General features: G+C 43.5%; 26 protein-coding genes, 1 tRNA gene, 2 riboswitches and 1 other annotated feature. Of the genes, 20 read left to right on the top strand and 7 right to left on the bottom strand.

Annotated elements, in window-relative coordinates; translation table 11 throughout:
• Positions 1-72 precede the first annotated feature (72 nt).
• Positions 73-246: a hypothetical protein gene (locus tag ACOSVQ_RS03215; RefSeq protein WP_165311716.1), complete on the bottom strand. Its 174-nt coding sequence runs from the start codon at positions 244-246 to the stop codon at positions 73-75.
• 280 nt (positions 247-526) lie between these two features.
• Here ACOSVQ_RS03215 and htpX point away from each other — a divergent pair, with 280 nt between their 5' ends.
• The 9 genes from htpX (at position 527) to ACOSVQ_RS03170 (ending at position 7,625) form a co-directional block, all read left to right on the top strand.
• Positions 527-1,393 carry a protease HtpX gene (htpX, locus tag ACOSVQ_RS03210; RefSeq protein ID WP_165311715.1) on the top strand — a complete coding sequence of 289 codons (867 nt, stop codon included), beginning with the start codon at positions 527-529 and terminating at the stop codon, positions 1,391-1,393.
• 203 nt (positions 1,394-1,596) lie between these two features.
• Positions 1,597-2,016: a nuclear transport factor 2 family protein gene (locus tag ACOSVQ_RS03205; protein WP_491981150.1), complete on the top strand. Its 420-nt coding sequence runs from the start codon at positions 1,597-1,599 to the stop codon at positions 2,014-2,016.
• Positions 2,013-2,738 (top strand): SDR family NAD(P)-dependent oxidoreductase, encoded by a 726-nt coding sequence (locus ACOSVQ_RS03200; RefSeq protein WP_491981149.1) that lies wholly within the window; start codon positions 2,013-2,015, stop codon positions 2,736-2,738. The genes ACOSVQ_RS03205 and ACOSVQ_RS03200 overlap by 4 nt, the downstream gene beginning before the upstream one ends.
• A gap of 12 nt (positions 2,739-2,750) precedes the next feature.
• Complete coding sequence (locus tag ACOSVQ_RS03195; protein WP_491981148.1) at positions 2,751-4,028, top strand: NAD(P)/FAD-dependent oxidoreductase; 1,278 nt, start codon at positions 2,751-2,753, stop codon at positions 4,026-4,028.
• Positions 4,028-4,810 carry a DUF1365 domain-containing protein gene (locus ACOSVQ_RS03190; protein WP_491981147.1) on the top strand — a complete coding sequence of 261 codons (783 nt, stop codon included), beginning with the start codon at positions 4,028-4,030 and terminating at the stop codon, positions 4,808-4,810. Before ACOSVQ_RS03195 ends, ACOSVQ_RS03190 begins: the two co-directional genes overlap by 1 nt.
• The gene (locus ACOSVQ_RS03185) at positions 4,804-6,045 is read left to right on the top strand and encodes a class I SAM-dependent methyltransferase (RefSeq protein ID WP_491981146.1); all 1,242 of its coding nucleotides are present in this window, start codon (positions 4,804-4,806) and stop codon (positions 6,043-6,045) included. Before ACOSVQ_RS03190 ends, ACOSVQ_RS03185 begins: the two co-directional genes overlap by 7 nt.
• A gap of 2 nt (positions 6,046-6,047) precedes the next feature.
• Positions 6,048-6,593 (top strand): DUF2878 domain-containing protein, encoded by a 546-nt coding sequence (locus ACOSVQ_RS03180; RefSeq protein WP_491981145.1) that lies wholly within the window; start codon positions 6,048-6,050, stop codon positions 6,591-6,593.
• The gene (locus ACOSVQ_RS03175) at positions 6,523-7,098 is read left to right on the top strand and encodes a chalcone isomerase family protein (RefSeq protein WP_491981144.1); all 576 of its coding nucleotides are present in this window, start codon (positions 6,523-6,525) and stop codon (positions 7,096-7,098) included. Before ACOSVQ_RS03180 ends, ACOSVQ_RS03175 begins: the two co-directional genes overlap by 71 nt.
• Entirely contained in the window at positions 7,095-7,625 is a 531-nt protein-coding gene (locus tag ACOSVQ_RS03170; protein WP_491981143.1) for a DUF3833 domain-containing protein, read from the top strand. Before ACOSVQ_RS03175 ends, ACOSVQ_RS03170 begins: the two co-directional genes overlap by 4 nt.
• A 56-nt stretch (positions 7,626-7,681) precedes the next feature.
• Here ACOSVQ_RS03170 and purB read toward each other — a convergent pair whose 3' ends face one another.
• From purB to mnmA, 3 genes are all read right to left on the bottom strand, one after another.
• Positions 7,682-9,052, bottom strand: coding sequence for an adenylosuccinate lyase (purB, locus tag ACOSVQ_RS03165; protein ID WP_491981142.1), 1,371 nt, complete (start codon positions 9,050-9,052; stop codon positions 7,682-7,684).
• Positions 9,053-9,202: 150 nt separating this feature from the next.
• On the bottom strand, positions 9,203-9,820 hold the full coding sequence (gene hflD, locus ACOSVQ_RS03160) for a high frequency lysogenization protein HflD (RefSeq protein ID WP_491981141.1): 618 nt from the start codon (positions 9,818-9,820) through the stop codon (positions 9,203-9,205).
• An 11-nt stretch (positions 9,821-9,831) separates the two neighbouring features.
• Positions 9,832-10,956, bottom strand: coding sequence for a tRNA 2-thiouridine(34) synthase MnmA (mnmA, locus tag ACOSVQ_RS03155; protein WP_491981140.1), 1,125 nt, complete (start codon positions 10,954-10,956; stop codon positions 9,832-9,834).
• A 284-nt stretch (positions 10,957-11,240) separates the two neighbouring features.
• On the opposite strand from mnmA, the gene ACOSVQ_RS03150 reads away from it, so the two are divergent.
• Positions 11,241-12,545, top strand: a complete 1,305-nt coding sequence (locus ACOSVQ_RS03150; RefSeq protein ID WP_491981426.1) for an inosine/guanosine kinase — start codon at positions 11,241-11,243, stop codon at positions 12,543-12,545.
• Positions 12,546-12,640: 95 nt separating this feature from the next.
• On the opposite strand, the gene ACOSVQ_RS03145 is transcribed toward ACOSVQ_RS03150, so the two are convergent.
• Complete coding sequence (locus tag ACOSVQ_RS03145) at positions 12,641-13,051, bottom strand: H-NS family histone-like protein (RefSeq protein WP_491981139.1); 411 nt, start codon at positions 13,049-13,051, stop codon at positions 12,641-12,643.
• 402 nt (positions 13,052-13,453) lie between these two features.
• Positions 13,454-13,636: riboswitch (Lysine riboswitch) on the top strand.
• Between the two features lie 115 nt (positions 13,637-13,751).
• Between ACOSVQ_RS03145 and ACOSVQ_RS03140 the strand changes: the two genes are divergently transcribed.
• From ACOSVQ_RS03140 to hisIE, 9 genes are all read left to right on the top strand, one after another.
• Positions 13,752-15,353, top strand: coding sequence for a Na+/H+ antiporter NhaC family protein (locus ACOSVQ_RS03140; protein WP_491981138.1), 1,602 nt, complete (start codon positions 13,752-13,754; stop codon positions 15,351-15,353).
• A gap of 201 nt (positions 15,354-15,554) precedes the next feature.
• Positions 15,555-15,691: a sequence feature (His leader region), on the top strand.
• A gap of 53 nt (positions 15,692-15,744) precedes the next feature.
• The gene (gene hisG / locus ACOSVQ_RS03135; RefSeq protein WP_491981137.1) at positions 15,745-16,641 is read left to right on the top strand and encodes an ATP phosphoribosyltransferase; all 897 of its coding nucleotides are present in this window, start codon (positions 15,745-15,747) and stop codon (positions 16,639-16,641) included.
• Between the two features lie 5 nt (positions 16,642-16,646).
• Complete coding sequence (gene hisD / locus ACOSVQ_RS03130; protein ID WP_491981136.1) at positions 16,647-17,954, top strand: histidinol dehydrogenase; 1,308 nt, start codon at positions 16,647-16,649, stop codon at positions 17,952-17,954.
• Between the two features lie 5 nt (positions 17,955-17,959).
• Positions 17,960-19,000 carry a histidinol-phosphate transaminase gene (gene hisC / locus ACOSVQ_RS03125; protein WP_491981135.1) on the top strand — a complete coding sequence of 347 codons (1,041 nt, stop codon included), beginning with the start codon at positions 17,960-17,962 and terminating at the stop codon, positions 18,998-19,000.
• A gap of 13 nt (positions 19,001-19,013) precedes the next feature.
• Entirely contained in the window at positions 19,014-20,087 is a 1,074-nt protein-coding gene (hisB, locus tag ACOSVQ_RS03120; protein WP_491981134.1) for a bifunctional histidinol-phosphatase/imidazoleglycerol-phosphate dehydratase HisB, read from the top strand.
• Positions 20,087-20,704 (top strand): imidazole glycerol phosphate synthase subunit HisH, encoded by a 618-nt coding sequence (hisH, locus tag ACOSVQ_RS03115; RefSeq protein WP_165311698.1) that lies wholly within the window; start codon positions 20,087-20,089, stop codon positions 20,702-20,704. Before hisB ends, hisH begins: the two co-directional genes overlap by 1 nt.
• 54 nt (positions 20,705-20,758) lie before the next feature.
• Positions 20,759-21,496, top strand: coding sequence for a 1-(5-phosphoribosyl)-5-[(5-phosphoribosylamino)methylideneamino]imidazole-4-carboxamide isomerase (gene hisA / locus ACOSVQ_RS03110; protein ID WP_102941651.1), 738 nt, complete (start codon positions 20,759-20,761; stop codon positions 21,494-21,496).
• Positions 21,478-22,251, top strand: a complete 774-nt coding sequence (gene hisF / locus ACOSVQ_RS03105; RefSeq protein ID WP_102941652.1) for an imidazole glycerol phosphate synthase subunit HisF — start codon at positions 21,478-21,480, stop codon at positions 22,249-22,251. The genes hisA and hisF overlap by 19 nt, the downstream gene beginning before the upstream one ends.
• Entirely contained in the window at positions 22,248-22,859 is a 612-nt protein-coding gene (gene hisIE, locus ACOSVQ_RS03100) for a bifunctional phosphoribosyl-AMP cyclohydrolase/phosphoribosyl-ATP diphosphatase HisIE (RefSeq protein WP_042481952.1), read from the top strand. The genes hisF and hisIE overlap by 4 nt, the downstream gene beginning before the upstream one ends.
• Before the next feature lie 31 nt (positions 22,860-22,890).
• On the opposite strand, the gene ACOSVQ_RS03095 is transcribed toward hisIE, so the two are convergent.
• Positions 22,891-22,966, bottom strand: a tRNA-Lys gene (locus ACOSVQ_RS03095).
• A 110-nt stretch (positions 22,967-23,076) separates the two neighbouring features.
• Positions 23,077-23,174, top strand: a riboswitch (TPP riboswitch).
• An 82-nt stretch (positions 23,175-23,256) separates the two neighbouring features.
• Between ACOSVQ_RS03095 and thiD the strand changes: the two genes are divergently transcribed.
• On the top strand, positions 23,257-24,081 hold the full coding sequence (gene thiD / locus ACOSVQ_RS03090; RefSeq protein WP_491981133.1) for a bifunctional hydroxymethylpyrimidine kinase/phosphomethylpyrimidine kinase: 825 nt from the start codon (positions 23,257-23,259) through the stop codon (positions 24,079-24,081).
• Here the strand turns inward: thiD and ACOSVQ_RS03085 are convergent.
• Positions 24,073-25,260, bottom strand: a complete 1,188-nt coding sequence (locus ACOSVQ_RS03085; protein WP_491981132.1) for an alginate lyase family protein — start codon at positions 25,258-25,260, stop codon at positions 24,073-24,075. The two genes, thiD and ACOSVQ_RS03085, sit on opposite strands and share 9 nt — an antisense overlap.
• Between the last annotated feature and the right edge of the window lie 30 nt (positions 25,261-25,290).

The raw sequence follows: 25,290 nt of genomic DNA, 5'->3' as shown, positions 1-25,290 counted from the left end.
GCTGCATTATGCAGCCTTTCTTTTATCTAGTCTGAACTAATACACCTAATCAGATAGATGAATTCTGTTTGCTTACATGTCTTGACCCAAGCCAAGCATCGCAAATGCTTGTTGAGTTTCAGCGATATGTTGTTGGATTGATTGTTCTTGACCAATACCCAATTGCAACTTCGCTTCTTCTTCAGTTAGACCTAAGTGGCAGCGTAGTAAGTCGATTGCCATTTTGTAGCTTTGAGCTTCAGCCATGATGATATCCTTCGTTATGATGCCTCTCTCACGGCTCGAAATTTAGTCTCTTTCGACATTCACCTCAATACGACAAAAGTCTAACTTTGTAGTGATCGGATCTGTTTACATCCTTAACACATCACTGACATTAAATGTTTCAATTTAGCGCTTAACCTTGATTTTTAAATCGCAGACACTATCTATTAGAAAAAACCTAGTATTAGAAAACTCCTAAAACCTTTGAATTAAGTCTAAGCGTTTTGGGTTTATGAACAGCTTTCCTCAACGGAGATAATTAATGAAGCGAATATTGTTATTCTTGGCAACGAACCTAGCGGTCGTAATGGTTCTGAGTGTTGTTTTGAATATTGTTTATGCCACTACAGGAATGCAGCCGGGTAGTTTATCTGGACTGCTCGTTATGGCAGCCGTGTTTGGTTTCGGCGGTTCATTTATTTCACTCTTGATGTCTAAGAGGATGGCTCTGAGTTCTGTGGGTGGTGTTGTTATTGAAAACCCACGTAACGAAATGGAGCACTGGCTGCTAGAAACAGTGAAACGTCAGTCACAACAAGCGGGTATTGGTATGCCTACGGTTGCCATTTATGACTCTCCAGACATGAATGCTTTCGCGACCGGTGCAAAGCGTGACGATTCATTAGTGGCTGTGTCTACTGGGCTGCTACACAATATGACGCGTGATGAAGCGGAAGCGGTACTCGCGCATGAAGTGAGCCACATTGCCAACGGTGATATGGTGACCATGACTCTGATGCAGGGCGTAGTGAACACCTTCGTCATCTTCCTGTCTCGCTTTATTGCTAATATCATTGCTTCACGTAACAGTGATGAAGAAGGGCAAGGCAGCAATATGATGGTGTACTTCGGGGTGTCTATGTTCCTTGAACTGGTGTTAGGCTTCCTAGCAAGCTTTATTACCATGTGGTATAGCCGTCATCGTGAGTTCCATGCAGACGCAGGCGCAGCGAAGCTTGTGGGTAAACATAAGATGATTGCTGCTTTAGAACGTCTAAAAATGAGCTATGAACCTCAATTAGAAGGTTCAATGATGGCGTTTGGTATCAACGGCAAGCGCACTATGACTGAGCTGTTGATGAGTCATCCACCATTGGATAAACGTATTGCGGCGCTACGCAATTCTTAATCTGCAAATGAACTAATACTTTAAGCCAGCTTTCAAGCTGGCTTTTTTACGTCTTTAGTTTGGTTCACTTTTCCCCATTACAAAAACGACGCTAAAAAATTCTTACAAAAAGTTGTACAAATATTTTTTTGTACAACTTTCCTTTGTGCGCTATTCTAACTCTTAACTTATACGGAAAAATATTTTGTACAGGTTTTGTGGGTATGGATATTCAGGTTGTCGCTCAGTTCTATCAAAAGCTCGATAAAAATAATCTGCATTTGCTGGCGGAGGTGTATCACCACGATGTGGTGTTTGAAGATGCTGCGCATCGCATCGAAGGTCTCGCGTTGCTGGAAGATTACTTTCATAGCCTCTATGAAAATGTAGAACGTTGCCAATTTACTATCCATACCATGCACCAAGCCGATGGCGATGGCTTTCTCACGTGGACGATGCATTTTCAGCATCCCAAGCTATCTGGTGGCAAACAAATAGATGTGAGAGGGATGACGCATCTGCAATTTTCCGAACACAAGGTGATTTATCACAGGGATTATTTTGATCTCGGTGAGATGCTCTACGAGCATTTGCCTTTGTTAGGTGGGCTCATACGTACCATTAAACGGAGGCTAGGAAAATGACTTCTGTTTTGATTACGGGTGCCACATCAGGAATTGGTCGACAGCTAGCCATAGATTATGCAACGCGAGGTTGGAATGTGATCGCTTGTGGTCGTAACAAAGATGTGCTGACAGAGTTATCTGAAAAGTTCGTAAATATCGACAGCTGCGACTTCGATGTGACAGACCGAGTGCAAACAGTGAATACATTACGAACATTACCTTGGATACCTTCACTCTGGATTTTGAACGCGGGTAATTGCGAGTACATCGATAACGGGAAAATGGACGCCAAATTGGTGGAGCGGGTTTTTCAAACCAATGTGTTTGGTTTAACAAACATAATCGAAGCTATTGAGCCCCACTTAATGTCAGGTCAACGAGTCGCCATAGTGAGTTCTATTGCCAGTGAGCTCGCTTTGCCAAGAGCCGAAGCTTATGGTGCGTCAAAAGCCGCAGCAGGATACATCGCCCGTTCTTTGCGTCTGGATTGGCGTGAGAGAGGAGTAGAAGTGTCCACCATTTTCCCTGGTTTTGTCGATACGCCTCTTACGGCAAAGAACACTTTTTCGATGCCTATGCTCATCACCGTGGAACAAGCATCGAAAGCGATTCAAAATGGTTTAGATAAAGGTCTAGCGAATATTTATTTCCCCAAACGATTTACGTGGATTTTAAGAGCACTAGGTGCACTACCTTACTCATGGCAACACGCTATTACGGGTTTGCTGTTTAAGTCTTAAAAGGAAAATAAGATGAAGATTGCGATTATCGGCACTGGTATTTCTGGTTTATCTTGCGGCTACTACTTACACCAGCAACATGACATTACCGTATTTGAAGCTAATGACTATATTGGCGGGCATACAGCGACTGTGGATATTGAGCTAAACGGCGAAACATACGCCGTCGATACTGGTTTTATTGTTTATAACGATCGCACTTATCCCAATTTTATTCAGTTGATGAGTGAGTTGGGTGTGGAAACAACGCCTACCGAGATGAGTTTCAGTGTGCGCAATGATGCAACGGGTCTTGAGTACAACGGTCATACGGTAATGACATTGTTCGCCCAAAAGCGTAACTGGTTGAACCCTCGTTTCTATCACTTCATTTCGGAGATCCTTCGTTTTAATAAATTGGCAAAGCAAGAAGCCAAAGACTCGGAAATAAATTTACAAACACTTGGGCAGTTTCTTAACTATCACGGTTTTTCTCACTACTTCTGTGAAAACTATATTCTTCCTATGGGCGCAGCAATTTGGTCATCGTCTTTAGCGGATATGCGAGCTTTTCCCTTAACGTTTTTCCTTCGTTTTTTCCTCAATCATGGTTTATTGGATATTAGTAATCGCCCGAAATGGAATGTCATTCAAGGTGGATCTCGCTCTTACATAGAACCTTTAACCAAAGGGTTCAAAGAAAAAATTCGCACCAGTTCGCCAGTGGACAAAGTTAAGCGTGTGGCTGGTGGCGTTGAAGTGACAAGTTTGGGGAAAACGGAGTGGTTTGATGAAGTAATTTTTGCTTGTCACAGTGATCAGGCACTTTCCATGCTGGAAGATGCAAGCGAACCAGAACAGCAAATTCTGTCTCAGCTTGGTTATCAAGCTAATGAAGTCATTCTTCATACAGATACGAGATTATTGCCGAAGCGAAAAGCGGCATGGGCATCATGGAACTACTGGCTAAGAGGTGATGAAGGGCAAGACTCTCATTTACCTTCACTCACTTACAACATGAATATATTGCAGCATATTGACGCGCCAGAGACGTTCTGTGTGTCTCTAAACAGTGGGAATTATATAGACCCAACTAAGATTCTGCGCAGTTTTGTATACCACCACCCTGTATTTACTGAAGAATCGATACAAGCTCAGCAACGTAAGTCAGAAATCAGTGGAGCGAATCATACATGGTTCTGCGGCGCTTATTGGCACAATGGCTTCCATGAGGATGGCGTACGAAGTGCGTTGGACGTGGTAACCAATATCGAACAAGCCAATCAAGCTAAGATGAAAGGGGCAGCATAATGTCAGCGCTTAACAGTCGGCTACTGGTCGGGAGTGTAAGACACAGACGTTATACACCTAAGAGACATGAGCTGACCTATTCCTTGTTTATGCCATGCATTGATTTGGACGAATGGAAAGATCTATCTCAAAAGGTATGGGGACTTGGAGAAAAATGGTGGCATTGGGCGAGGTTGCGCCGTGAAGATTATCTGGGTGATGGTGACTTCAAACAGTCGGTACAGAACAAAGTCTATGAGTTAACGGGCGAGCGCGTAGAAGGAAAAGTTTTCGCAGTTGTTCACCTGAGATATATGGGTATCTATTTCAGCCCAGTAAATTTTTACTATCTTTATGACATGAAAGGAGAATGGCGTTATCTGCTAGCGGAAGTAAGCAATACGCCATGGAATGAACGCCATTACTACGCAATTCCCGTAGAGACAGGAAATGATGGAAAAAACTGGCAGCATGACAAAGCATTTCATGTGTCGCCGTTCAACCCAATAGATCAGCAATATCATTGGAAATTGAAACCGTTAAATGAGTCGTTAATGGTGCATTTAGAGTGTCATCGGGAAGAAAAAGCGTTCGATGCCACCTTGGCGATGAAGGCTAAAGATTTTTCAACCAAACGCTTACTTTCGTTGTTAGTTCAAACGCCAATCATGGCGGTAAAAGTGACATTAGGAATTTATTGGCACGCACTAAAACTGTGGGTCAAGGGTGTACCAATTTACGACCATCCGAACACATTCAATAAGAAAGAGAACAATCGTAGTAAGGAGAATACGCAATGCTAAATGTGACTTCCATGGATATGCCAATCAGCTTATCTGCGTGGCAGAAAAGCGCTCGTAACGTTGCATTTAAATGTTTGCAGTACTTGGATGTTGGTAGTTTAACGATTGTGGAGTCTTTTACCGAACAGACCTCAAATCAGCAGAACTTTGGTCATAAAAAACAAGACGAGCCACATGGGGTTATTTGGGTTAAACATCCAGATTTTTATGCTCGCCTATTGAAAGGAGGCAGCATTGCAGCGGCAGAAGCGTATATGGACGGCTGGTGGGATAGCCCTAACTTAACGGCATTAATGGAGTTGATGGGAAGAAACATGACTGCGTTGGACAGAATTGAAAAACGCAGCAGTTGGTTGACTCAATGGGCGTATAAATTGGGACACTGGTTTAATCGAAACTCGATCGATCAAGCGAAAGAAAACATCGAAGCACATTACGATCTGGGCAATGAGCTGTATAAAACCTTTCTTGATAAGAGAATGCTCTATTCAAGTGCTTTATACACCTCGCCAAATGACTCTCTAGAGCAAGCTCAGCTCAATAAAATGGAACGTCTCTGTCAGCAGTTAGAACTACAGCCAACTGACCACGTGATAGAAATTGGCACGGGTTGGGGGGCGATGGCGATATACATGGCACAAACCTATGGCTGTAAGGTTACTACTACCACCATATCTGAAGAACAATTCAGTTATGCGAAAGAGCAAATAGAACGAACTGGATTAGGTGACCGCGTCACCTTGTTAAAACAAGACTATCGCTTGTTGGAAGGGCAGTACGATAAATTGGTGTCAATTGAGATGATTGAAGCGGTTGGGAAACAATATCTCAAGTCATACATCAAAAAGTGTCAGTCACTTTTGAAGCCGAAAGGACTGATGGCAATACAGGCGATAACTATCGCAGACCAACGTTATGATTATTACAGCAATAACGTTGATTTTATTCAGAAATACATCTTTCCGGGCGGCTTCTTACCATCGGTGACGGTTCTCACTCAAACGGCTACACAGCACAGTGATTTTATAACCAGAGATGTGTTCGACATGGGTTTGGATTATGCCCAGACGTTAAAAGATTGGCGATTGCGCTTTGAACAGTCTTTAGAGCAAGTATCACTCTTGGGGTATGACGAACGTTTTATTCGTATGTGGCGTTATTACTTCTGTTATTGCGAGGGCGGCTTTAATGCTCGCTCTATAAGCACAATCCACATGACGCTTCAACGAGGCTAATTTTGAACCGCCTATTTGTCGTTTCACTCTGGTTCCAGCTCATCTGGTTTCTGGCGGTGCTAGGACAAGAGAGCTGGCAGTGGCTGACTCTGGGGTTCGGTGTGGTCACGTTGTGTTACGCGGCATATAGCAGGCAAGAGGACATTGGCAAAATTCTTCTGCTGGGGATTGGAGGAGTCGCACTCGACTCGTTTAACAGCGCAGTAGGGTTGCTAGTGTTCAAAAGCGCCCACGTCCCCTTATGGCTAGCGGTGCTTTGGTTTGTATTCGTCTGGTATGCAAGAGAGTGGGTGCCTAAATTAGCGCAATACCCGAAAGTTTGGGTCATGTTTTTGGTTGGCTTAGGTGGAGCACTAAGCTATTGGGCTGGATATCGATTTTCAGCTGTTGAATTTTCATTACCTCTGGCTGGGGCTTTGTTGTTTATTGCCCTGCAATGGTGTGGTGTAACTTGGTTAATCATGAGGATGTTTGCTAATGATTACTCAACTTCGAACAATGTTTCTGACGTCAGCACTCCTGACGCAAACAGTACTCGTCAGCGTTAACGCAAACGCGGCGGGTCTTTCAAAAGAGGTGATGGGTCAGTGGCAACAATGGCCTATTGTCGGGCAGGCGACCTTATCATGGTTGTGGCTCGATATTTACTCTTCTCAGCTTCGTTCGCCCAATGGTGTGTATCAGCAGGTCGGGGATATTTCTCCTCATCCTATTGCGCTTGAAATTCGATATTTGAGAGACATCAGCAGCCAACAATTAATCGAAGCAACTGAAGAACAGTGGCAAAAACAAGGCTATAGCCAAGGTCAAGTTGATGTTTGGATTCCGATGCTAAGTGCAATCTTCCCGAGTGTAAAAACAGGCGAGAAGTTGGTTTACGTCACTGATGGAAGTGCAGGAGAGTTTACCTATATTGCTCAAAATGGAGAGCAACATGTGGTTGGTACTATTTCAGATGAGTCGCTCAACGATGCATTTTTGGCAATTTGGCTGTCGCCTAAGACGGAATATCAACATCTGAGAGAGCAATTGTTAGGGATGAACAGACCATGAAACCGATAAGAGTGTTTTTCTTTACGGCAATGTTGGCGACATTGGTTGGTTGCAGTGCCGAGCTTGAAGATTACAAGCAAAATGAGCCTAGTTTTGACTTGTTCGGTTACTTCAACGGAACAACCAAAGCTTGGGGTATGGTCCAAGATTACACCGATAAACAGACTCGTCGCTTTGAAGTCGACATCGAGGGAAAGGTACTGGGCAATACGCTAACACTGACGGAGGATTTTATCTTTGCCGATGGTGAACAGAGCCAGCGAGTGTGGACTATTCAACGCTCTTCAAACGGTTTTTATATTGGACGCGCCGATGATGTGATTGGTGATGCGATAGGACAGGAAGTGGGGAATGCACTTCAGTGGCGATATGACTTCTTGTTGAAAACCGACGATGGTGAAATTGAAGTCACTTTTGATGATTGGCTATATAGACAAGATGCGACTCGGGTTTTTAACATCACCAAGATTAAAAAGTTTGGCATAGAAGTGGGGCAGGTAACGCTGTTCTTCGAAAAGAGTCAATAAAACGCATAGTAAATAAAAAGGGAGGCAGAGCCTCCCTTACTTAATCGAATTACAGCTTATAGCTTATCAGTTAGCTCGATTGCTTGACCGATGTAACTTGCTGGCGTCATTTCTTTTAAACGCGCTTTCTCTTCTTCAGGCAGTTCTAGACCATCGATAAAGTTACGCATTGCTTCGCCATCTACACGCTTACCACGAGTCAGCTCTTTTAGCTTCTCATATGGTTTCTCAATACCGTAACGACGCATAACCGTTTGTACTGGCTCAGCGAGAACTTCCCAGTTCTTATCAAGCTCAGCCAATAACGCTTCGCGGTTAACTTCAAGCTTGCTAATACCTTTCAGAGTAGACGTGTACGCAATGATTGCATAACCAACGCCTACACCTAGGTTGCGTAGTACTGTTGAGTCCGTAAGGTCACGTTGCCAGCGAGAAATAGGCAGTTTTTGTGCAAGGTGTGTAAATACAGCGTTAGCTAGACCCAAGTTACCTTCTGAGTTTTCGAAGTCGATTGGGTTAACTTTGTGCGGCATAGTTGAAGAACCAATTTCGCCTGCAATCGTTCTTTGCTTGAAGTGGCCTAGAGCGATATAGCCCCAAACGTCACGGTCAAAGTCGATAAGGATTGTGTTGAAACGCGCTACAGCATCAAATAGCTCAGCGATGTAATCGTGAGGTTCGATTTGAGTTGTGTACGGGTTCCAAGTTACGCCAAGAGATTCAGTGATGAACTCTTCGCTGAATTTGTGCCAATCAAGTGTTGGGTATGCAGAAAGGTGAGCGTTGTAGTTACCAACTGCACCGTTGATTTTCGCAAGAATTTCAACGTTCGCGATCTGCTTGTACTGACGTTCCATACGGTATGCAACGTTCGCCATCTCTTTACCCATAGTCGACGGAGACGCTGGTTGACCATGTGTACGAGACAGAAGAGGGATGTCACGGTATTCAACCGCTAGACCACGAATTGCATCAATAATGTTACGGATTTCAGGAAGAATAACCGTATCACGTGCTTCTTTAAGCATCAGAGCGTGAGAAGTGTTGTTGATGTCTTCAGAAGTACATGCAAAGTGAATGAACTCATTAACTGCGTGAAGCTCAGGAACGCCAGCAACTTTCTCTTTTAAGAAATACTCAACCGCTTTTACGTCGTGGTTAGTTGTGCGTTCGATATCTTTGATTCGTTGTGCATCTGCTTCGCTGAAGTTTGCTGCAACGCTATCAAGGAATTGGTTTGCTTCTTCACTGAATGCAGGAACTTCTGCAATCTCAGCTGTTGCTGCAAGCTTCTGTAACCAGCGGATTTCAACGATAGTACGGTATTTAAGTAAGCCAAATTCACTAAAAATACTGCGTAATGCAATAGTTTTACTGCCGTAACGGCCGTCTACTGGTGAAACAGCAGTCAATGCTGACAGTTCCATGATGTTCTCCTGAATTGGTTTCTAAATTTCGTGTGCTTTATACCAGTATCAATGGCAATTGTCACGAATATTGCGCAAACGTTTGCGCAAGGTCTGTTCTACTCTAAAATGAGGAGCAAAAAAATTAGCTCGCAATGTGCGAGCTAATGATTACATTCTGGCCAGCAGAATCTTGGCCTGATCCACCATTTTCTTACGTCCGAAGACAAGGTGGAGGCGTCGACCGCCTACTTGGCGCCAAAGTACCGCGCAACGAATACCAGATAATAGTAGTGCACGAACTTTTTGTTGGTTAGATGTTTGTTGTAGTACTGCTGGTGTACCAGCAACTTGAATGCGAGGACCAATTGGGCTGATCACGTCTAGATACACGCTCGCTAAGTTGCTAATCATCTGCTCATCAAGCAAATCAAAGTGCTCTACTTGACGTTCAATCATTTGGATACGATCGCCAAGTTGAGACATAGCATCTCTGCGGCTAGTAAGTTTACGCTCAAGAGCCAACAAACTAATGATATAACGAGTAATAGCACTGCCTGTTGGCGTGCTATCGATACCATTGACTAGACATTCAAGGCCAACTTTCAAATCGGCTTCGCTACCGAAAACACCAATAGTGTTACTTGGATTAGTTGCCAAAATGGCACGCAGTGAAGTTTCAAACGCGTCTGAATCACAGTAACCGTCTTTCGCTACTTTTTGCACTAAAGCGACAGCTTGGCAAATTCCAGCAAATGCGATAGTTCGGTCATAAATTGTGTTAGCCACGTAAATACTCCTTAACAAATACGTTGTTCAATAATGCCGCCACCTAGACATACTTCGCCTTGGTAGAAAACAGCAGACTGTCCTGGGGTAACTGCTACTTGTGGGTCATCAAACATCACCTTGATGTTGTTGTCATCAACGGGGATAACGGTACAAGGGATGTCAGTTTGACGATAACGTGTCTTCACTGAGCAGCGGAACGCCTCTTTAACCGGAGTACGATCTACCCAATGTAGTTGCGACGCCATCAAACCGTAAGACTTCAATAGAGGATGGTCTGCGCCTTGTACTGCAATTAGCACGTTACGTTTGAGATCTTTCTCTGCTACGTACCATGGGTCTTCGTTACCGCCGCCGCCTTTTTGACCGCCAATATGTAAGCCTTTACGTTGACCTAGTGTGTGGTACATAAGGCCTTGATGTTCACCAATAACTTTACCTTCAGGGGTTTCGATTTTACCCGGTTGAGCAGGTAAATAGCGAGACAAGAAGTCTGTAAATTTGCGCTCACCGATAAAACAGATACCGGTTGAATCTTTTTTCTTCGCAGTGATTAAACCTTGTTCTTCCGCAATACGGCGAACTTCAGGTTTTTCTAACTCACCCACTGGGAATAAACTACGTGCAACTTGTTCGTGGCTCAGTGTATATAAGAAGTAGCTTTGGTCTTTGTTGTTGTCTTTACCACGTAGCATTTGTGGCTTTTCACCGTCTTCTGTGAAGGTGCGACGAACATAGTGACCCATAGCAATGTAGTCTGCATCTAACACTTCATCTGCAAACTCTAAAAATGCTTTGAACTTAATTTCTTTGTTACAAAGGATATCTGGGTTCGGAGTACGACCTGCTTTGTATTCCTCTAGGAAATATTCGAATACATTGTCCCAATATTCCGCCGCGAAATTAATGGTGTGCAAATAGATACCAAGTTTGTCACAGACAGCCTGAGCATCAGCAAGATCTTCTGCTGCTGTACAATATTCTTCGTTATCATCTTCTTCCCAGTTCTTCATGAAAAGGCCTTCTACTTGGTAGCCTTGCTGTTGAAGAAGATATGCTGAAACGGAAGAATCAACGCCACCTGACATGCCTACTATGACTTTCTTTTGGCTGTTTGCGTTGCGGTTATCTGACATGACTTAATACCACTTGATTGACTTGGACGCAGATTCTAACAGAAAGACTTTTTTGAGGACAGATCCGAGACTGCAATCACACTTCTAAATTGGTGCAATTAAACAGCAATCTCGGTTTATTGATGTGCTAAATCGAAATGTAATCGTTATCTACTTTCGTTGTAAAAAGAGTTGTGTAAAAAACTTTTCAACGAAAACGTTTGCTATCTTTAGTTGAGTTGCTGCCTTATTGCACGCAAGGTAAAATTCCGGCTCTTTTCTTCTCACGCACCTATTTAAACGTTATGAAATTTCCTGGCCAACGTAAGTCAAAGCATTACTTTCCAGTTAATGCACGCGATCCATTAGTCATCCAAGCGCAAGATAATAAGAAGTTATCGCGTACACACATTATCGGTATTGATCAAACATTGGTTGATATTGAAGCAAGAGTGGATTCTGAACTTATTGAACGTTTTGGCTTAAGCAAAGGACATTCACTAGTTATAGATGATGAGACAGCTGAAGCTTTATACAACGAACTAAAGCAAAACGGACTGATCAAGAATGAGTTCGCGGGCGGAACTATTGGTAATACGTTGCACAATTATTCCGTGCTAGCGGACGACCGTTCTACGCTACTCGGTGTGATGAGCCAAGATATTAAAATCGGCAGCTACGGTTATCGCTATTTGTGTAATACCTCTAGCCGCATGGATTTAAATTATCTGCAAGGTGTAGATGGCGCAATTGGGCGTTGTTTTGCATTAATTACAGAAGACGGAGAACGTACTTTTGCAATTAGTGAAGGCCAAATGAATAAACTTCACCCTGACAATATCCCAGAAAAAATATTTAAAAATGCTTCAGCATTGGTGATCACTGCATATTTGGTTCGTTGTAAAGAAGGTGACCCTATGCCGCAAGCAACAATGCGTGCAATTGAATATGCAAAAAAATATGACGTTCCAGTGGTATTAACATTAGGAACAAAATTTGTAATTCAAGATGATCCTCAATATTGGCAAGAATTCTTACGTGAACATGTTTCTGTTGTTGCAATGAATGAAGATGAAGCGGAAGCATTAACCGGTGAAACAGATCCATTAATGGCATCAGACAAAGCATTAGATTGGGTTGATTTAGTTTTATGTACTGCTGGACCAATTGGTTTATATATGGCGGGCTATACAGAAGAAGAAAGTAAAAGAGAGACTTCTTTACCATTATTACCTGGTTCAATTCCTGAGTTTAATCGCTTCGAATTTAGCCGACCAGCAACAAGAATTAGCTGCGAAAATCCGACACGGGTTTATTCTCATATATCGCCTTATATGGGTGGACCAGAAAAAATTAAGAACACCAATGGTGCAGGTGATGCTGCGTTGTCAGCTTTACTTCATGATATGGCTGCGAATAAATACCATAAAGGTAATGTGCCAAACTCAAGTAAACATCAGCATAATTTCTTAACGTATTCTTCTTTTTCACAAGTATGTAAATACGCAAACCGTGTAAGTTATGAAGTGCTAGCTCAGCATTCTCCTCGCTTATCACGAGGTCTTCCAGAACGTGAAGACAGCTTAGAAGAAGCATACTGGGAAAGATAACGGTATTCGTTAAATAGCATTATTCTTTCATTGGATTGAATAATGCTAATAAAAAAGGCTCCGATATCGGAGCCTTTTTTTAAGAAACTAGAAAATTAAATTTCGAATTGTTCTAGAGATTTACCTTCATCTAATGCTTTTTGAATTGCAGAAGGTGTACGGCCTTGGCCTGTCCAAGTTTTTTCTACGCCGTTGTCCATGTATTTATATTTTGCTGGACGTGGTGCGCGTTTGCCTTTTGCTTTTGATTTAGATTTTGTTTCGCCAGCAAGAGCAGAAATTAACGCTTCAACATCAATACCGTCATTAGCAATTTGTTCAGCAATTGCTGCTAATTTTGCTTCTTGTTCAGCTTGAGCCGCTTGTTCTTGTTCTTCAGATTCTCTGCGCTCTTCAACAACGATCGTTAATTTATCAAGCGCTTCTTCAAGTTGCTCTAAAGTTAGATCGCGTGAAAATGCACGTAGACTACGAATATTTAATAGAGTTTTAGTGATTTCCGACATTTCTTAATCCTGTTTAATTAAATAATTAACGGCTTAATAATAAACCGTGTGATTTATTCTTACAATAAAATTAACGCAATATTAATGTAAATAATAAAAAAAATACCACTGTAGTGGTAATAAGCTTAGTTTGATTTATCTAAGCCTTATAAAGAGAAAGGAAATATTGGATGCAGAGAGTAACAGGTTAAAAACGTATGTATACAATTAATGCTTATCTCAGTTGAAAATGTATCTATTTACTTTATGAAATAGCATTCATTGATGTTGTGAATATTAGTTGTAATGAAAAATGAAATTCTATGTTGCATTGACAGTTTTGTTAAGTACAATACGTCACACCTAAAGCGGAGTATGTTTAATAATCACGCAGTTTCTAGATTGCGTAGGTAATTGTTCTATCTCCGACGTAGAGGAGCGATATTGATAAGTATCCAGTATTGGGGTGATGCCAATGAATACCGGAGAAAGGCCATATCGCCGAAGTTAGTGCGTCCATCAAGCTGCTAGCTGGGGTTGTCATCGAATAGGGGCAACACTGCCATAGTCTATATTGTTGTTAAACTATGGAGCGCTACTGTAGGGTTGGGTGGAGTGTTCACTTCCCTTTCGCTTAGTTCAACATTAATCGCATTGATTTTTTCGATGTGATTTGTCTGCAGTAGATCTCTAACCGAAATATTACTGGTTTTTGAAGATCATGAATTTATTAGATTTTGCATCGTCTCCTTTGTCGCTAATCCCAGCATTAGTGGCGTTGAGCCTCGCTATTATTACTCGCCGCGTACTGGTGTCTTTAGGTATGGGTATCGCACTTGGTGCTTTATTGCTTGCTGATTATTCAGTAGGTGATGCGATTGGTTATATCGGCACAAAAGTTACAAACGTCTTCATTGAAGATGGCGGTCTGAATACTTGGAACATGAGTATCGTTGGCTTCTTATTGCTGTTGGGTATGATGACTGCGTTGTTGACGCTTTCTGGCGGTACTCGAGCATTTGCAGAATGGGCTCAGGTTCGCGTAAAAAGCAAGCGTGGTTCTAAGCTATTGGCTGCATTCTTAGGTGTTTTCATTTTTGTTGATGACTACTTCAACAGCTTAGCGGTTGGCTCAATTTCTCGCCCTGTTACTGACCGTTTTTACGTCTCACGCGCTAAACTGGCTTACATCCTAGATTCTACTGCTGCACCAATGTGTGTTGTTATGCCTGCTTCAAGCTGGGGCGCGTACATTATGACCATCATTGGTGGCATTCTAGTATCACACGGTATCACTGAGTATTCTGCGCTTGGTGCTTACCTTCGTTTGGTTCCTATGAACTTCTATGCGGTATTTGCACTATTAATGGTGTTCGCCGTTGTTTGGTTCCAAATGGATATTGGTCAGATGCGCCAACACGAAATCAATGCTTCTCAGGGCCAAGGTTTCGATGATGATATGTCTGAGAATGACGAGCAAGCTCGTGATTTAAACGATGAACTTGATATCCGTGAAAGCGAAAAGGGTAAAGTGTCAGACCTTATTTACCCTATCGTGTTACTTATTATCGCAACCATCGGCTCTATGCTTTACACAGGTGGCCAATCACTGGCAGCCGATGGTAAAGCGTTCAATGTGCTTGGTGCGTTTGAAAATACCGATGTTGGTACGTCACTGATTTACGGTGGTTTAGTTGGTTTAGCGGTTGCTCTATTCACTGTGGTTAAACAAGGAATCGCTATCACTGAAATTGCACGTACGCTTTGGATTGGTGCTAAGTCGATGTTTGGTGCGATATTAATTCTTGTTTTCGCGTGGACAATTGGTTCAGTTATCGGTGACATGAAAACGGGCGCGTACCTTTCATCTCTAGCTCAAGGCAATATTGACCCACACTGGCTGCCAGTTATTTTGTTCCTACTGTCAGGCATTATGGCGTTCTCAACAGGTACGTCATGGGGTACGTTTGGTATCATGTTACCAATTGCAGGCGACATGGCTGGTGCAACTGAAATCGCATTAATGCTGCCAATGTTGAGTGCGGTATTAGCGGGTTCAGTATTTGGTGATCACTGTTCACCAATTTCAGATACAACCATTTTGTCTTCAACGGGTGCTCGTTGTAATCACATTGACCACGTTTCTACTCAGCTTCCATATGCCTTAGCAGTTGCTGGTGTATCTTGTGTTGGTTTCGTTGTTCTTGGTATGACTCTATCTGTGCTAGCTTCTCTAGCAGCTTCTACGGCAGCATTCATTGCAGTGTGCTTTGTTTTCAGCACACTAGCGAAATCAAAGATGTTGAGCTGTAAAGCGGCTTGATCGTTGATAGCAGATAGCTGATATATCGATTGATTGAAGGAGGCTTAGGCCTCCTTTTTTACGCTTAAAAAACGGCAGTAAGAAAAAGATGACAAAAAGTGAAATTTTTTGTTGAAAAATGAGACGAGCTTAGATAGTGTTGAAAGCAATCCAGTGAACACATTCGGTGTAATTAAGTATGCGTAATTTTGTAATGAACATTCATCATCACCATCATCCCTAAGAGTCTTTCGGGAGATGTACGCATACCCGGGAGACAGGAATCTCCCGGTGGTTAAATCAAAGTATTTTTAAGATTTTAGACCCTTGGGAGACCAATCTCCCAAGGGTTTTTTACTATCTAGCTTAATTAAAACTTAAAGATTTCAATATTTTACGAAGGAAGAATGTAATGCAAACACAACGCCTAAGAATTGCCGTCCAGAAGAAAGGTCGTTTGAGTGACGAATGCCAAGACTTACTGAAAAAGTGTGGTGTTAAGTTTAACGTGATGGGTGAGCGCTTAGTGGTTCACTCACTAAATATGCCAATTGACCTGCTTCTTGTTCGTGATGACGATATCCCAGGTTTAATCATGGATGGTGTGGTTGATTTAGGTTTTGTTGGTGAGAACGTGTTAGAAGAAACTCGCTACGACCGTATTGCTTTAAACCAACCAAGCGATTTCGTTGACCTTCGTCGTATGGACTTTGGCGGCTGTCGTCTTTCTATCGCCATTGATAAAGATGTGGAATACAACGGACCACAGGATCTTAAAGGCAAACGTATTGCAACCACTTACCCTCAACTTCTCAAAGCGTACATGGCTGAGCGTGGCATTGATTTCAGCACTTGTATGCTTACAGGTTCGGTGGAAGTTGCTCCTCGTGCAGGCCTTGCAGACGCGATTGCAGATTTAGTTTCAACAGGCGCTACACTTGAAGCAAACGGTTTGAAAGAAGTGGAAGTGATTTTCCAATCGAAAGCGAAACTGATTCAACGTACTGGTGAATTTGCACCTGATAAAGCAGCCTTGATTGACCGTCTATTAACTCGTATGAATGGCGTGCAGCAAGCGAAAGAATCGAAATACATCATGCTACACGCACCAGTAGAGAAGTTGCCTCAAATCACAGCGCTATTGCCTGGAGCGGAAGACCCAACCGTACTACCACTTTCTGCAGATAAAACCCGCGTAGCGGTACACCTAGTCAGTGCTGAAAACTTGTTCTGGGAAACAATGGAAAAGCTAAAAGCGCTTGGTGCAAGTTCTATTCTTGTATTACCAATTGAAAAGATGATGGAGTAACCCTGATGAGAACGATCGTTTGGCAATCGCTAAGTGAAACTCAGCAAGATTCTGTATTGGAACGCCCAGCTATCGCTGAAGGTGCAAACATCACAGCGGCAGTGGCAGAGGTTATTGCAAAGGTTCGCGCGGAAGGTGACTCGGCTCTGTTAGAGTTGACTGAAAAATTTGATAAATGTAAGCCAGAATCGATTCGCGTCTCTGCGGAAGAAATCGATGCTGCTTGTGAGCGTCTTGATGACGAAATGAAGCAAGCGTTAGAAGTGGCTTATAACAACATTACCAAGTTCCATAAGGCTCAAAAGCCGGCTCCTATTAAAGTTGAAACTATGCCTGGCGTGGTATGCGAGCAAGTGACTCGCGCTATCAATAAAGTGGGTTTGTACATTCCAGGTGGTAGCGCGCCATTACCATCAACCGTATTGATGCTTGGTGTGCCAGCGCAAATTGCAGGCTGTCGCAAAGTGGTTCTTTGCTCACCACCTCCAATCGCTGATGAAATTCTTTATGTCGCTAAGCTTTGTAAAATCGATGAAGTTTACAATGTCGGCGGTGGTCAGGCGATTGCTGCGATGGCTTATGGTACTGAAAGCGTAGCGAAAGTGGATAAGATTTTTGGTCCAGGCAATGCGTATGTAACGGAAGCTAAACGTCAAGTGAGCAAGGATTTCCGTGGCGCTGCGATTGACATGCCAGCAGGTCCATCAGAAGTATTAGTGATTGCAGACGACACTGCGGACGCAGATTTCATTGCAGCTGACTTACTAAGCCAAGCTGAGCACGGTCCGGATTCTCAGGTAGTGCTAGTGACTCCATCACCTGTGGTTGCCGATAAAGTAGCGGATGCTGTTCAGAAACAACTGAAGTCGCTATCGCGCGCAGATACTGCACAAAAGGCGCTTGCTTCAAGCTTAATCATTATTGCAGAGTCATTGACCCAAGCAGTTTCAATTTCTAACTATTACGGTCCTGAACATTTGATTGTTCAGACTAAGAACCCTCGTGAGCTTGTTCCATTGTTAGATAATGCAGGTTCTATCTTCTTGGGCGACTGGTCTCCAGAATCGGTAGGTGACTATGCATCAGGTACTAACCACGTACTACCAACTTACGGTTACACTCGCACATATTCTAGCTTAGGTTTGGCAGATTTTAGTAAGCGTATGACAGTTCAAGAGCTAAGCGCAGACGGTCTGAAATCACTGGCTCCAACAGTTGTAAAAATGGCAGAAGCGGAAGGTTTAGACGCACACAAACGTGCCGTTACTATCCGCATAGAGAAACTCCTTACTGATAAAGGACAAAAGGCGTAATCATCATGGAAAAACTCGCTCGTAAACAAATTCAGCAATTAACGCCTTATCTTTCTGCTCGTCGCATTGGCGGAAGCGGTGATGTGTGGCTAAACGCTAACGAATCGCCATTCAACAACGAATACAAAACAAATTTTGCTCGCTTAAACCGTTATAGCGAATGCCAGCCACCTGAACTCATCAACGCGTATGCGTCATACGCAGGTGTAAAACCAGAGCAAGTGTTAACTTCTCGTGGTGCTGATGAAGGCATTGAATTATTGGTGCGTGCATTTTGCGAACCAAACCAAGATGCGATTTTGTTCTGCCCGCCGACATACGGTATGTACGCAATCAGCGCAGAAACTATTGGTGTTGAACGTAAGAAAGTACCACTGACTGCAGAGTGGCAGCTAGATTTAGCCAACATTGAAGCCAACCTAGAAAACGTTAAGTTGGTGTTTGTTTGTAGCCCAAATAACCCAACTGGCAATCTCGTTAAACGTGAAGATATTGTTTCTTTGTTAGAGATGACCAAAGACCGCGCGATTGTCGTGATGGATGAGGCTTATATCGATTTCTGCCCAGAAGCATCTACGGTTGATTTGCTGGCACAGTATCCAAACTTAGCGATCCTACGTACGCTATCCAAAGCGTTTGCTCTTGCAGGTCTTCGCTGTGGTTTTACTCTTGCTAATGAAGAGTTGATCAATGTGCTGCTAAAAGTTATCGCACCATACCCAGTACCTGTACCTGTTGCGGAAATCGCTACTCAAGCATTGTCTGAAGCAGGACTTGCTCGTGCAAAATACCAAGTGCTCGACCTAAACGCTAACCGTGCATATATGCAAGTGGGTCTGTCCATGATAAGTGGTGTGCAAGTGTTTGAAGGGTGGGGTAACTACTTGTTAGTTAAGTTCCCAGACGGTGATGCTTTGTTCAAAGCAGCATGGGATTCAGGCATTATTTTACGTAATTCACCGATTGAAGATTGTGTGCGTATTAGCGTAGGCAATAGAGAAGAGTGCGAAAAGACCGTCGCGTTTATTCGTAACTACTACCAATAGAAAGGATTCTACAATGAGCACCCAACAGAAAATTCTCTTTATCGACCGTGATGGCACTTTGATTGTTGAGCCACCGGTGGATTTTCAGGTTGACCGTTTAGATAAACTTAAACTGGAACCTTTTGTTATCCCAAGTTTGTTGACTCTGCAAGATGCAGGCTACCGTTTGGTAATGGTGACTAACCAAGATGGTTTAGGCACAAGCAGCTACCCGCAAGAAGACTTCGATGCTCCACACAACATGATGATGGATATCTTTTCGTCTCAAGGGGTGAAGTTTGATGATGTGTTGATTTGCCCTCACTTTGAAAAAGACAACTGCTCTTGCCGTAAGCCTAAATTAGGTATGGTGAAAGATTACCTTCAAGGCGGCAAAGTTGACTTTAAATCATCGGTTGTGATTGGTGACCGTCTTACAGATCTACAGTTAGCAGAGAACATGGCTATTCGTGGTATTCAGTACAATCCAGAAACGATGAACTGGCCACAAATCGTCAAAGACCTAACAGTAAAAGCTCGCACTGCAAAAGTGGTTCGCAAAACCAAAGAAACGGACATTCAGGTTGCAGTTAATCTTGATGAGACTGGCGGTAACCAAATCGAAACGGGTTTAGGTTTCTTTGACCACATGCTTGATCAAATCGCGACTCACGGCGGTTTCCAATTGAAGCTCAAAGTGGATGGTGACTTGCACATCGATGACCACCACACCGTTGAAGATACCGCTTTGGCACTTGGTCAGGCGATTAAAGAAGCCTTAGGCGATAAGCGTGGTATTGGTCGTTTTGGTTTTACACTGCCAATGGACGAATGTTTGGCGCAATGTGCATTAGACCTGTCAGGTCGCCCATATTTGAAATTCGACGCTGAGTTCAGTCGCCCAGAAGTAGGCGATTTATCCACAGAGATGGTTTACCACTTCTTCCGTTCTTTGACTGACACACTCGCGTGCACTCTGCACTTGTCTTCTACTGGTGAGAATGACCACCACATCATTGAAAGCTTATTTAAGGCGTTTGGTCGTACACTGCGTCAGGCTATTCAAGTACAAGGAAATGAGTTGCCAAGCAGCAAAGGGGTTCTCTAATGGCGAATGAACAAAAAGTTGTCATTATCGATACGGGTTGTGCCAACGTTTCTTCAGTGAAATTTGCCATTGAACGTTTGGGCTATCCAGTGACGATTTCAAAAGACCCAGCAGTGGTTCTTGCTGCGGATAAGCTGTTCTTACCGGGTGTAGGAACAGCCAGCGAAGCGATGAAGAACCTTGAAGAGCGTAACCTTATTGAGCTGGTGGCAAAGGTAGATAAACCGCTACTAGGGATCTGTTTAGGTATGCAGTTACTAGGTAAATTATCTGAAGAGAAAGGACAGAAAGCGGATGATATCGTTGAATGTCTGGGCTTGGTTGAAGGTGAAGTTCGTTTAATGCAAACCGGTGATTTGCCATTGCCTCACATGGGCTGGAATACCGTTTCGGCTAAAGCTGGCAACCCTCTTTTCAAAGATATTGAAGAGGGCGAGTACTTCTATTTTGTACACAGCTTTGCAATGCCTGTAGGTGACTACACCATTGCTGAATGTGACTACGGAAATCCATTTAGCGCAGCGATTCAAAATGGCAATTATTACGGTGTTCAGTTCCACCCAGAGCGTTCATCAAAAGCCGGTTCTAAGTTAATTCAGAACTTCCTAGAGCTCTAAAAAAATAGACGGAAGCTGTAAGCGATAAAGCGGCAAGTCGAATAAGGAACAGAAATGATTATTCCCGCATTAGATTTAATTGAAGGTCAGGTTGTACGCCTCTATCAGGGTGATTACGGCCAAGTGACAGAATATAAAGTCGACCCAGTTGAACAATTCAATTTATACAACAAAGCTGGCGCTGACTGGCTACACCTTGTGGATTTAACGGGCGCAAAAGATACCAGTGCTCGCCAGTTAGACCTGATTGCAAAATTACTGGCAGGTACGCCAGCCAATATTCAAATTGGTGGCGGTGTACGCAGCGAGCAAGACGTGGTTGACCTGCTCGAAGCAGGCGCGCAGCGTGTTGTGGTTGGTTCAACGGCTGTTAAACAACCTGAACTAGTGAAAGGTTGGATGACCAAATACGGCGCAGAAAAAATTGTGCTAGCGCTGGATATTAACATCGATGCTGACGGTACACGCAAAGTGGCGATTTCCGGTTGGCAGGAAGATTCAGGTGTCACCATCGAAGCACTGATTGACGATTATCTAACCGTCGGTTTGAAACATGTACTCTGCACAGACATTTCCCGTGACGGCACGCTAGCCGGTTCTAACGTTGAGCTGTATGTTGACCTTTGCAAACAATACCCACAGGTTCAGTTCCAATCTTCAGGCGGTATCGGTAGTTTAGCGGATATTGAAGCGCTGAAAGGTAGTGGTGTGGCTGGCGTGATTGTTGGTCGTGCGTTACTGGATGGTAAATTCACCACTGAGGAGGCGTTCGCATGTTGGCAAAACGTATAATCCCTTGTTTGGACGTTCGTGACGGACAGGTTGTGAAAGGCGTGCAGTTCCGCAATCACGAAATCATCGGAGACATCGTTCCGCTAGCAAAACGTTATGCGGAAGAGGGCGCAGATGAGTTGGTGTTTTACGATATCACCGCATCCAGTGATGGTCGTGTGGTGGATAAAAGCTGGGTTGCGCGAGTTGCAGAGGTAATTGACATTCCTTTCTGTGTCGCTGGTGGTATTAAATCAGCCGAAGATGCTGCTCGCATCCTCGAATTCGGAGCGGACAAAGTATCGATTAACTCGCCAGCATTAGCGAATCCAGACCTGATCACCAATCTAGCGGATAAGTTTGGTGTGCAATGTATCGTTGTAGGTATCGACTCCTATTTTGATAAAGAGACGGGCAAGTATCAGGTTTACCAGTTCACTGGTGATGAAGCGCGTACTAAAGCAACCAAGTGGGAAACCAAAGATTGGGTTCAAGAAGTGCAAAAACGTGGCGCGGGTGAAATCGTATTAAATATGATGAACCAAGACGGTGTACGTAACGGTTACGACCTAGAGCAACTGAATATGGTTCGATCTGTATGTCGCGTACCTTTGATTGCGTCTGGTGGTGCGGGTGCTATGGAGCATTTCGCAGATGCGTTTAAATTAGCGAATGTTGATGGTGCGTTAGCAGCGTCGGTATTCCACAAACAAATCATCAATATTGGTGAACTCAAGCAATATTTAAAACAACAAGCGGTTGAGGTGAGACTATGAGCCTAGCGGAACGAATTAATTGGGAAAAGGTTGATGGTCTTGTTCCTGCGATTGTGCAGGACTTTGGTTCAAGCCAAGTGCTGATGATGGGGTACATGAACCAAGAAGCACTAGCGAAAACATTGGAAACAGAACAAGTCACTTTCTATTCGCGCACCAAGCAGCGTCTATGGACCAAAGGAGAAACCTCTGGCAACGTGTTGCAATTGAAAAATATTGCTTTGGACTGCGACCAAGATACCTTGCTGGTAAAAGTAAATCCGATTGGCCCAACGTGTCACACTGGCACAACAACTTGTTGGGATGGTGATGCACAAGAGGAGTCACAAATGGTGTGGCTTCATCAACTTGAGCAGCTATTGGCTGCCCGCAAGAGTGCCGATCCAGACTCCTCTTACACCGCTAGTCTTTATGCGCGTGGCACCAAACGCATTTCGCAGAAAGTGGGCGAAGAAGGCGTTGAAGTCGCACTTGCGGCGACGTCGGGCGATAAGGCGGAATTAGTTTGTGAGTCTGCGGACTTGATCTATCACTTGCTCGTCTTACTTCAAGACCAAGGTTTATCAATGAGTGATGTGATTAATAAGCTCAAAGAGCGTCACAAGTAAGGGTAGCTTTAATTAGCTGAAGAGAACGTTTTGGTAGGCCGTGCGGGGCTCGAACCCGCGACCGATTGATTAAGAGTCAACTACTCTACCAACTGAGTTAACGGCCTACTTGTTCTCACGGTGTAATTCTACTCAGCAAAGTATAGACGCTATTACGTAACTTATTCTCTGCGCTCGTAATAAATTGCATAACTGACAAAATAATTGTTATTCTGTCCGCCATTAGTCGGGGAGCCATAAGGCTGAGATCGCATTGCGAGACCCGTTGAACCTGATTCAGTTAATACTGACGTAGGGAACTAATCCAATCATCCCGATTGAATTTCTCGTGTTGCCATCTTCTTCAGATGTGAGCGCGCGAGTCTGTTCCTGTATGTCATACCCCGAAGGAACAGTTATGTATAAATCCAGTTTAATTCCTGTCGTTCTTACCATTGCTGGTTCAGATAGTGGCGGCGGAGCGGGCATTCAAGCCGATATTAAAGCCATTTCTGCTACAGGTGCTTATGCGGCATCCGTTATCACGGCTATCACTTCGCAAAACACCTTAGGTGTTACTGACATTCTACCCATTCCTCTAGCACATATAGAGAGCCAACTAGATGCGGTGTTTGGAGACCTAAATATTGTCGCTGTTAAGATTGGTATGTTAGCGGATAGCGACATCATCCATTTGGTTGCAGATAAGCTTCGTCAATACAGACCACAATTTATCGTGTTAGACCCAGTCATGGTGGCAACCAGCGGTGACCTGTTGCTGAAACAAAGCGCGATATCCAGTCTGAAAGAATGTCTGCTGCCTATTGCAGACATTATTACCCCTAATCTTCCTGAAGCGGCTGCTTTGACTGGTCTAGACGAACCTAATAATGCTGATGAAATTAACGATATGGTTTTGTCTCTACGGCAGTTAGGTACTTCAGCAGTATTACTAAAAGGTGGGCATTTAGAGCAGTCATCTTACAGTGATGACCTGCTTATCACTCAGAAGAAGATTCATCAATTAAGCGCAGAGAGAATTGATACCATCAATACGCACGGGACGGGTTGCACTTTGTCATCGGCAATTGCTTCGTTTCTTGCGCAGGGGTATGACCTTCAGCAATCGGTATCTCATGCTAAACAATACATCATTCAAACCATAGCAAGCGCAGATAAGTTAAGTGTTGGTCAGGGGCGAGGTCCTGTGGATCATTTCTTTATGTTGCATCAATCAAAATAGTAAATTCGCTATGTCTGATTGGTTCTCTTTGGATTGGCTGAGCTTAGTGACCGCTTTTTTAAATATTGGGTCAGCATAAGCATGGCTGGCATACAGCATGTTCGAATACGATATGCTTGGGTTGATGTTTTTGAACTCTTTTAGGCTCCATAGTTCAGGTGCAATGGCGTATTGGGCTATGTACCGATAGCCATTTTCAAGAGCGATACCATTTGTCTGATAACCCCAAATATCTACCCCAAGCTTTTCTCCATAGATACCGAGTAAGCTGTATGCCTGCAAGTTGAAATTGGAATAGTGCCAAGGGCGAGTGCGTGCGAGTTCCGCATCTTGTTTTCCGTCTTGGTCAAATTGGTTTGCAATTCGCTTGGCTTTCGTAATTTGCAAACGTTGTTTGGCGATATCGGGTTGGTGGGTAAACAAAGAAAACGCTACTACTTGAGCGTCATACCAAGTTCCGTGATTGTTGTGCTGCTTTTCTTCATCCATACCATTAGCACTAGACACCAACCAGTGATTGAACTCTGTAAACCAAGCAACAATGCTTTGATAATCTTTTTCTTTGAGCGCTGGTTTTATCAATTCAACAGCGTCAACAACGCCAATTAACACGCGACTATCAATGATGCCAATACCACGCCCGTTAACTCGACCGGGTATCGCTTGTGCATGATTCATATTGGGATTCATTCTGGTTTGCGAGTTGATGAACCATGCTCGGAGCTGTTCAATCGCTTTATCTGCGTATTTTTGATCGTCGGTGAAGTAGTAAGCCAATCCGAATAACTTTACATTGTTAGCAAAAGTGGTGAGCCTTTGCATATCGGTAGCAGAGCTCTTGGTTTCCAAATTGAATTCGCCATCTTTGCGGATGTAAGGCAAACCAGATTCGGTGTCTGGGTTTGGCCACCAATAAGGAGCAAAACTGTAGTAGTCGTGTATATCGCCACTGGCAGGCATCGACGTCTTGTTAGTCACAGGGTCAACGGGATTAGCTAATGCTTTATCGGCTCTGCGAATAAGAGTGGTGAAAGGTTGATTTAGGTGTTGCAAGTCTTTCTTGTTGTTCTCAAGAACCTGAATATCGTAGCTGATAGGGGTAAGAGTGTTCTCGGAAACCGTACTTTGAACAGTGGAAGAGAATACAAGTACACAAAGCAAAGCCAAGCGTTTAAACATCTTATATCCTCTTCCTTTCGATTTCGGGTT

The sequence above is a fragment of the Vibrio sp. HM8-C genome (assembly GCF_058630515.1).
Note: the sequence above shows the minus strand (reverse complement) of the source record. Positions and strands in the feature narration are given on the sequence as shown.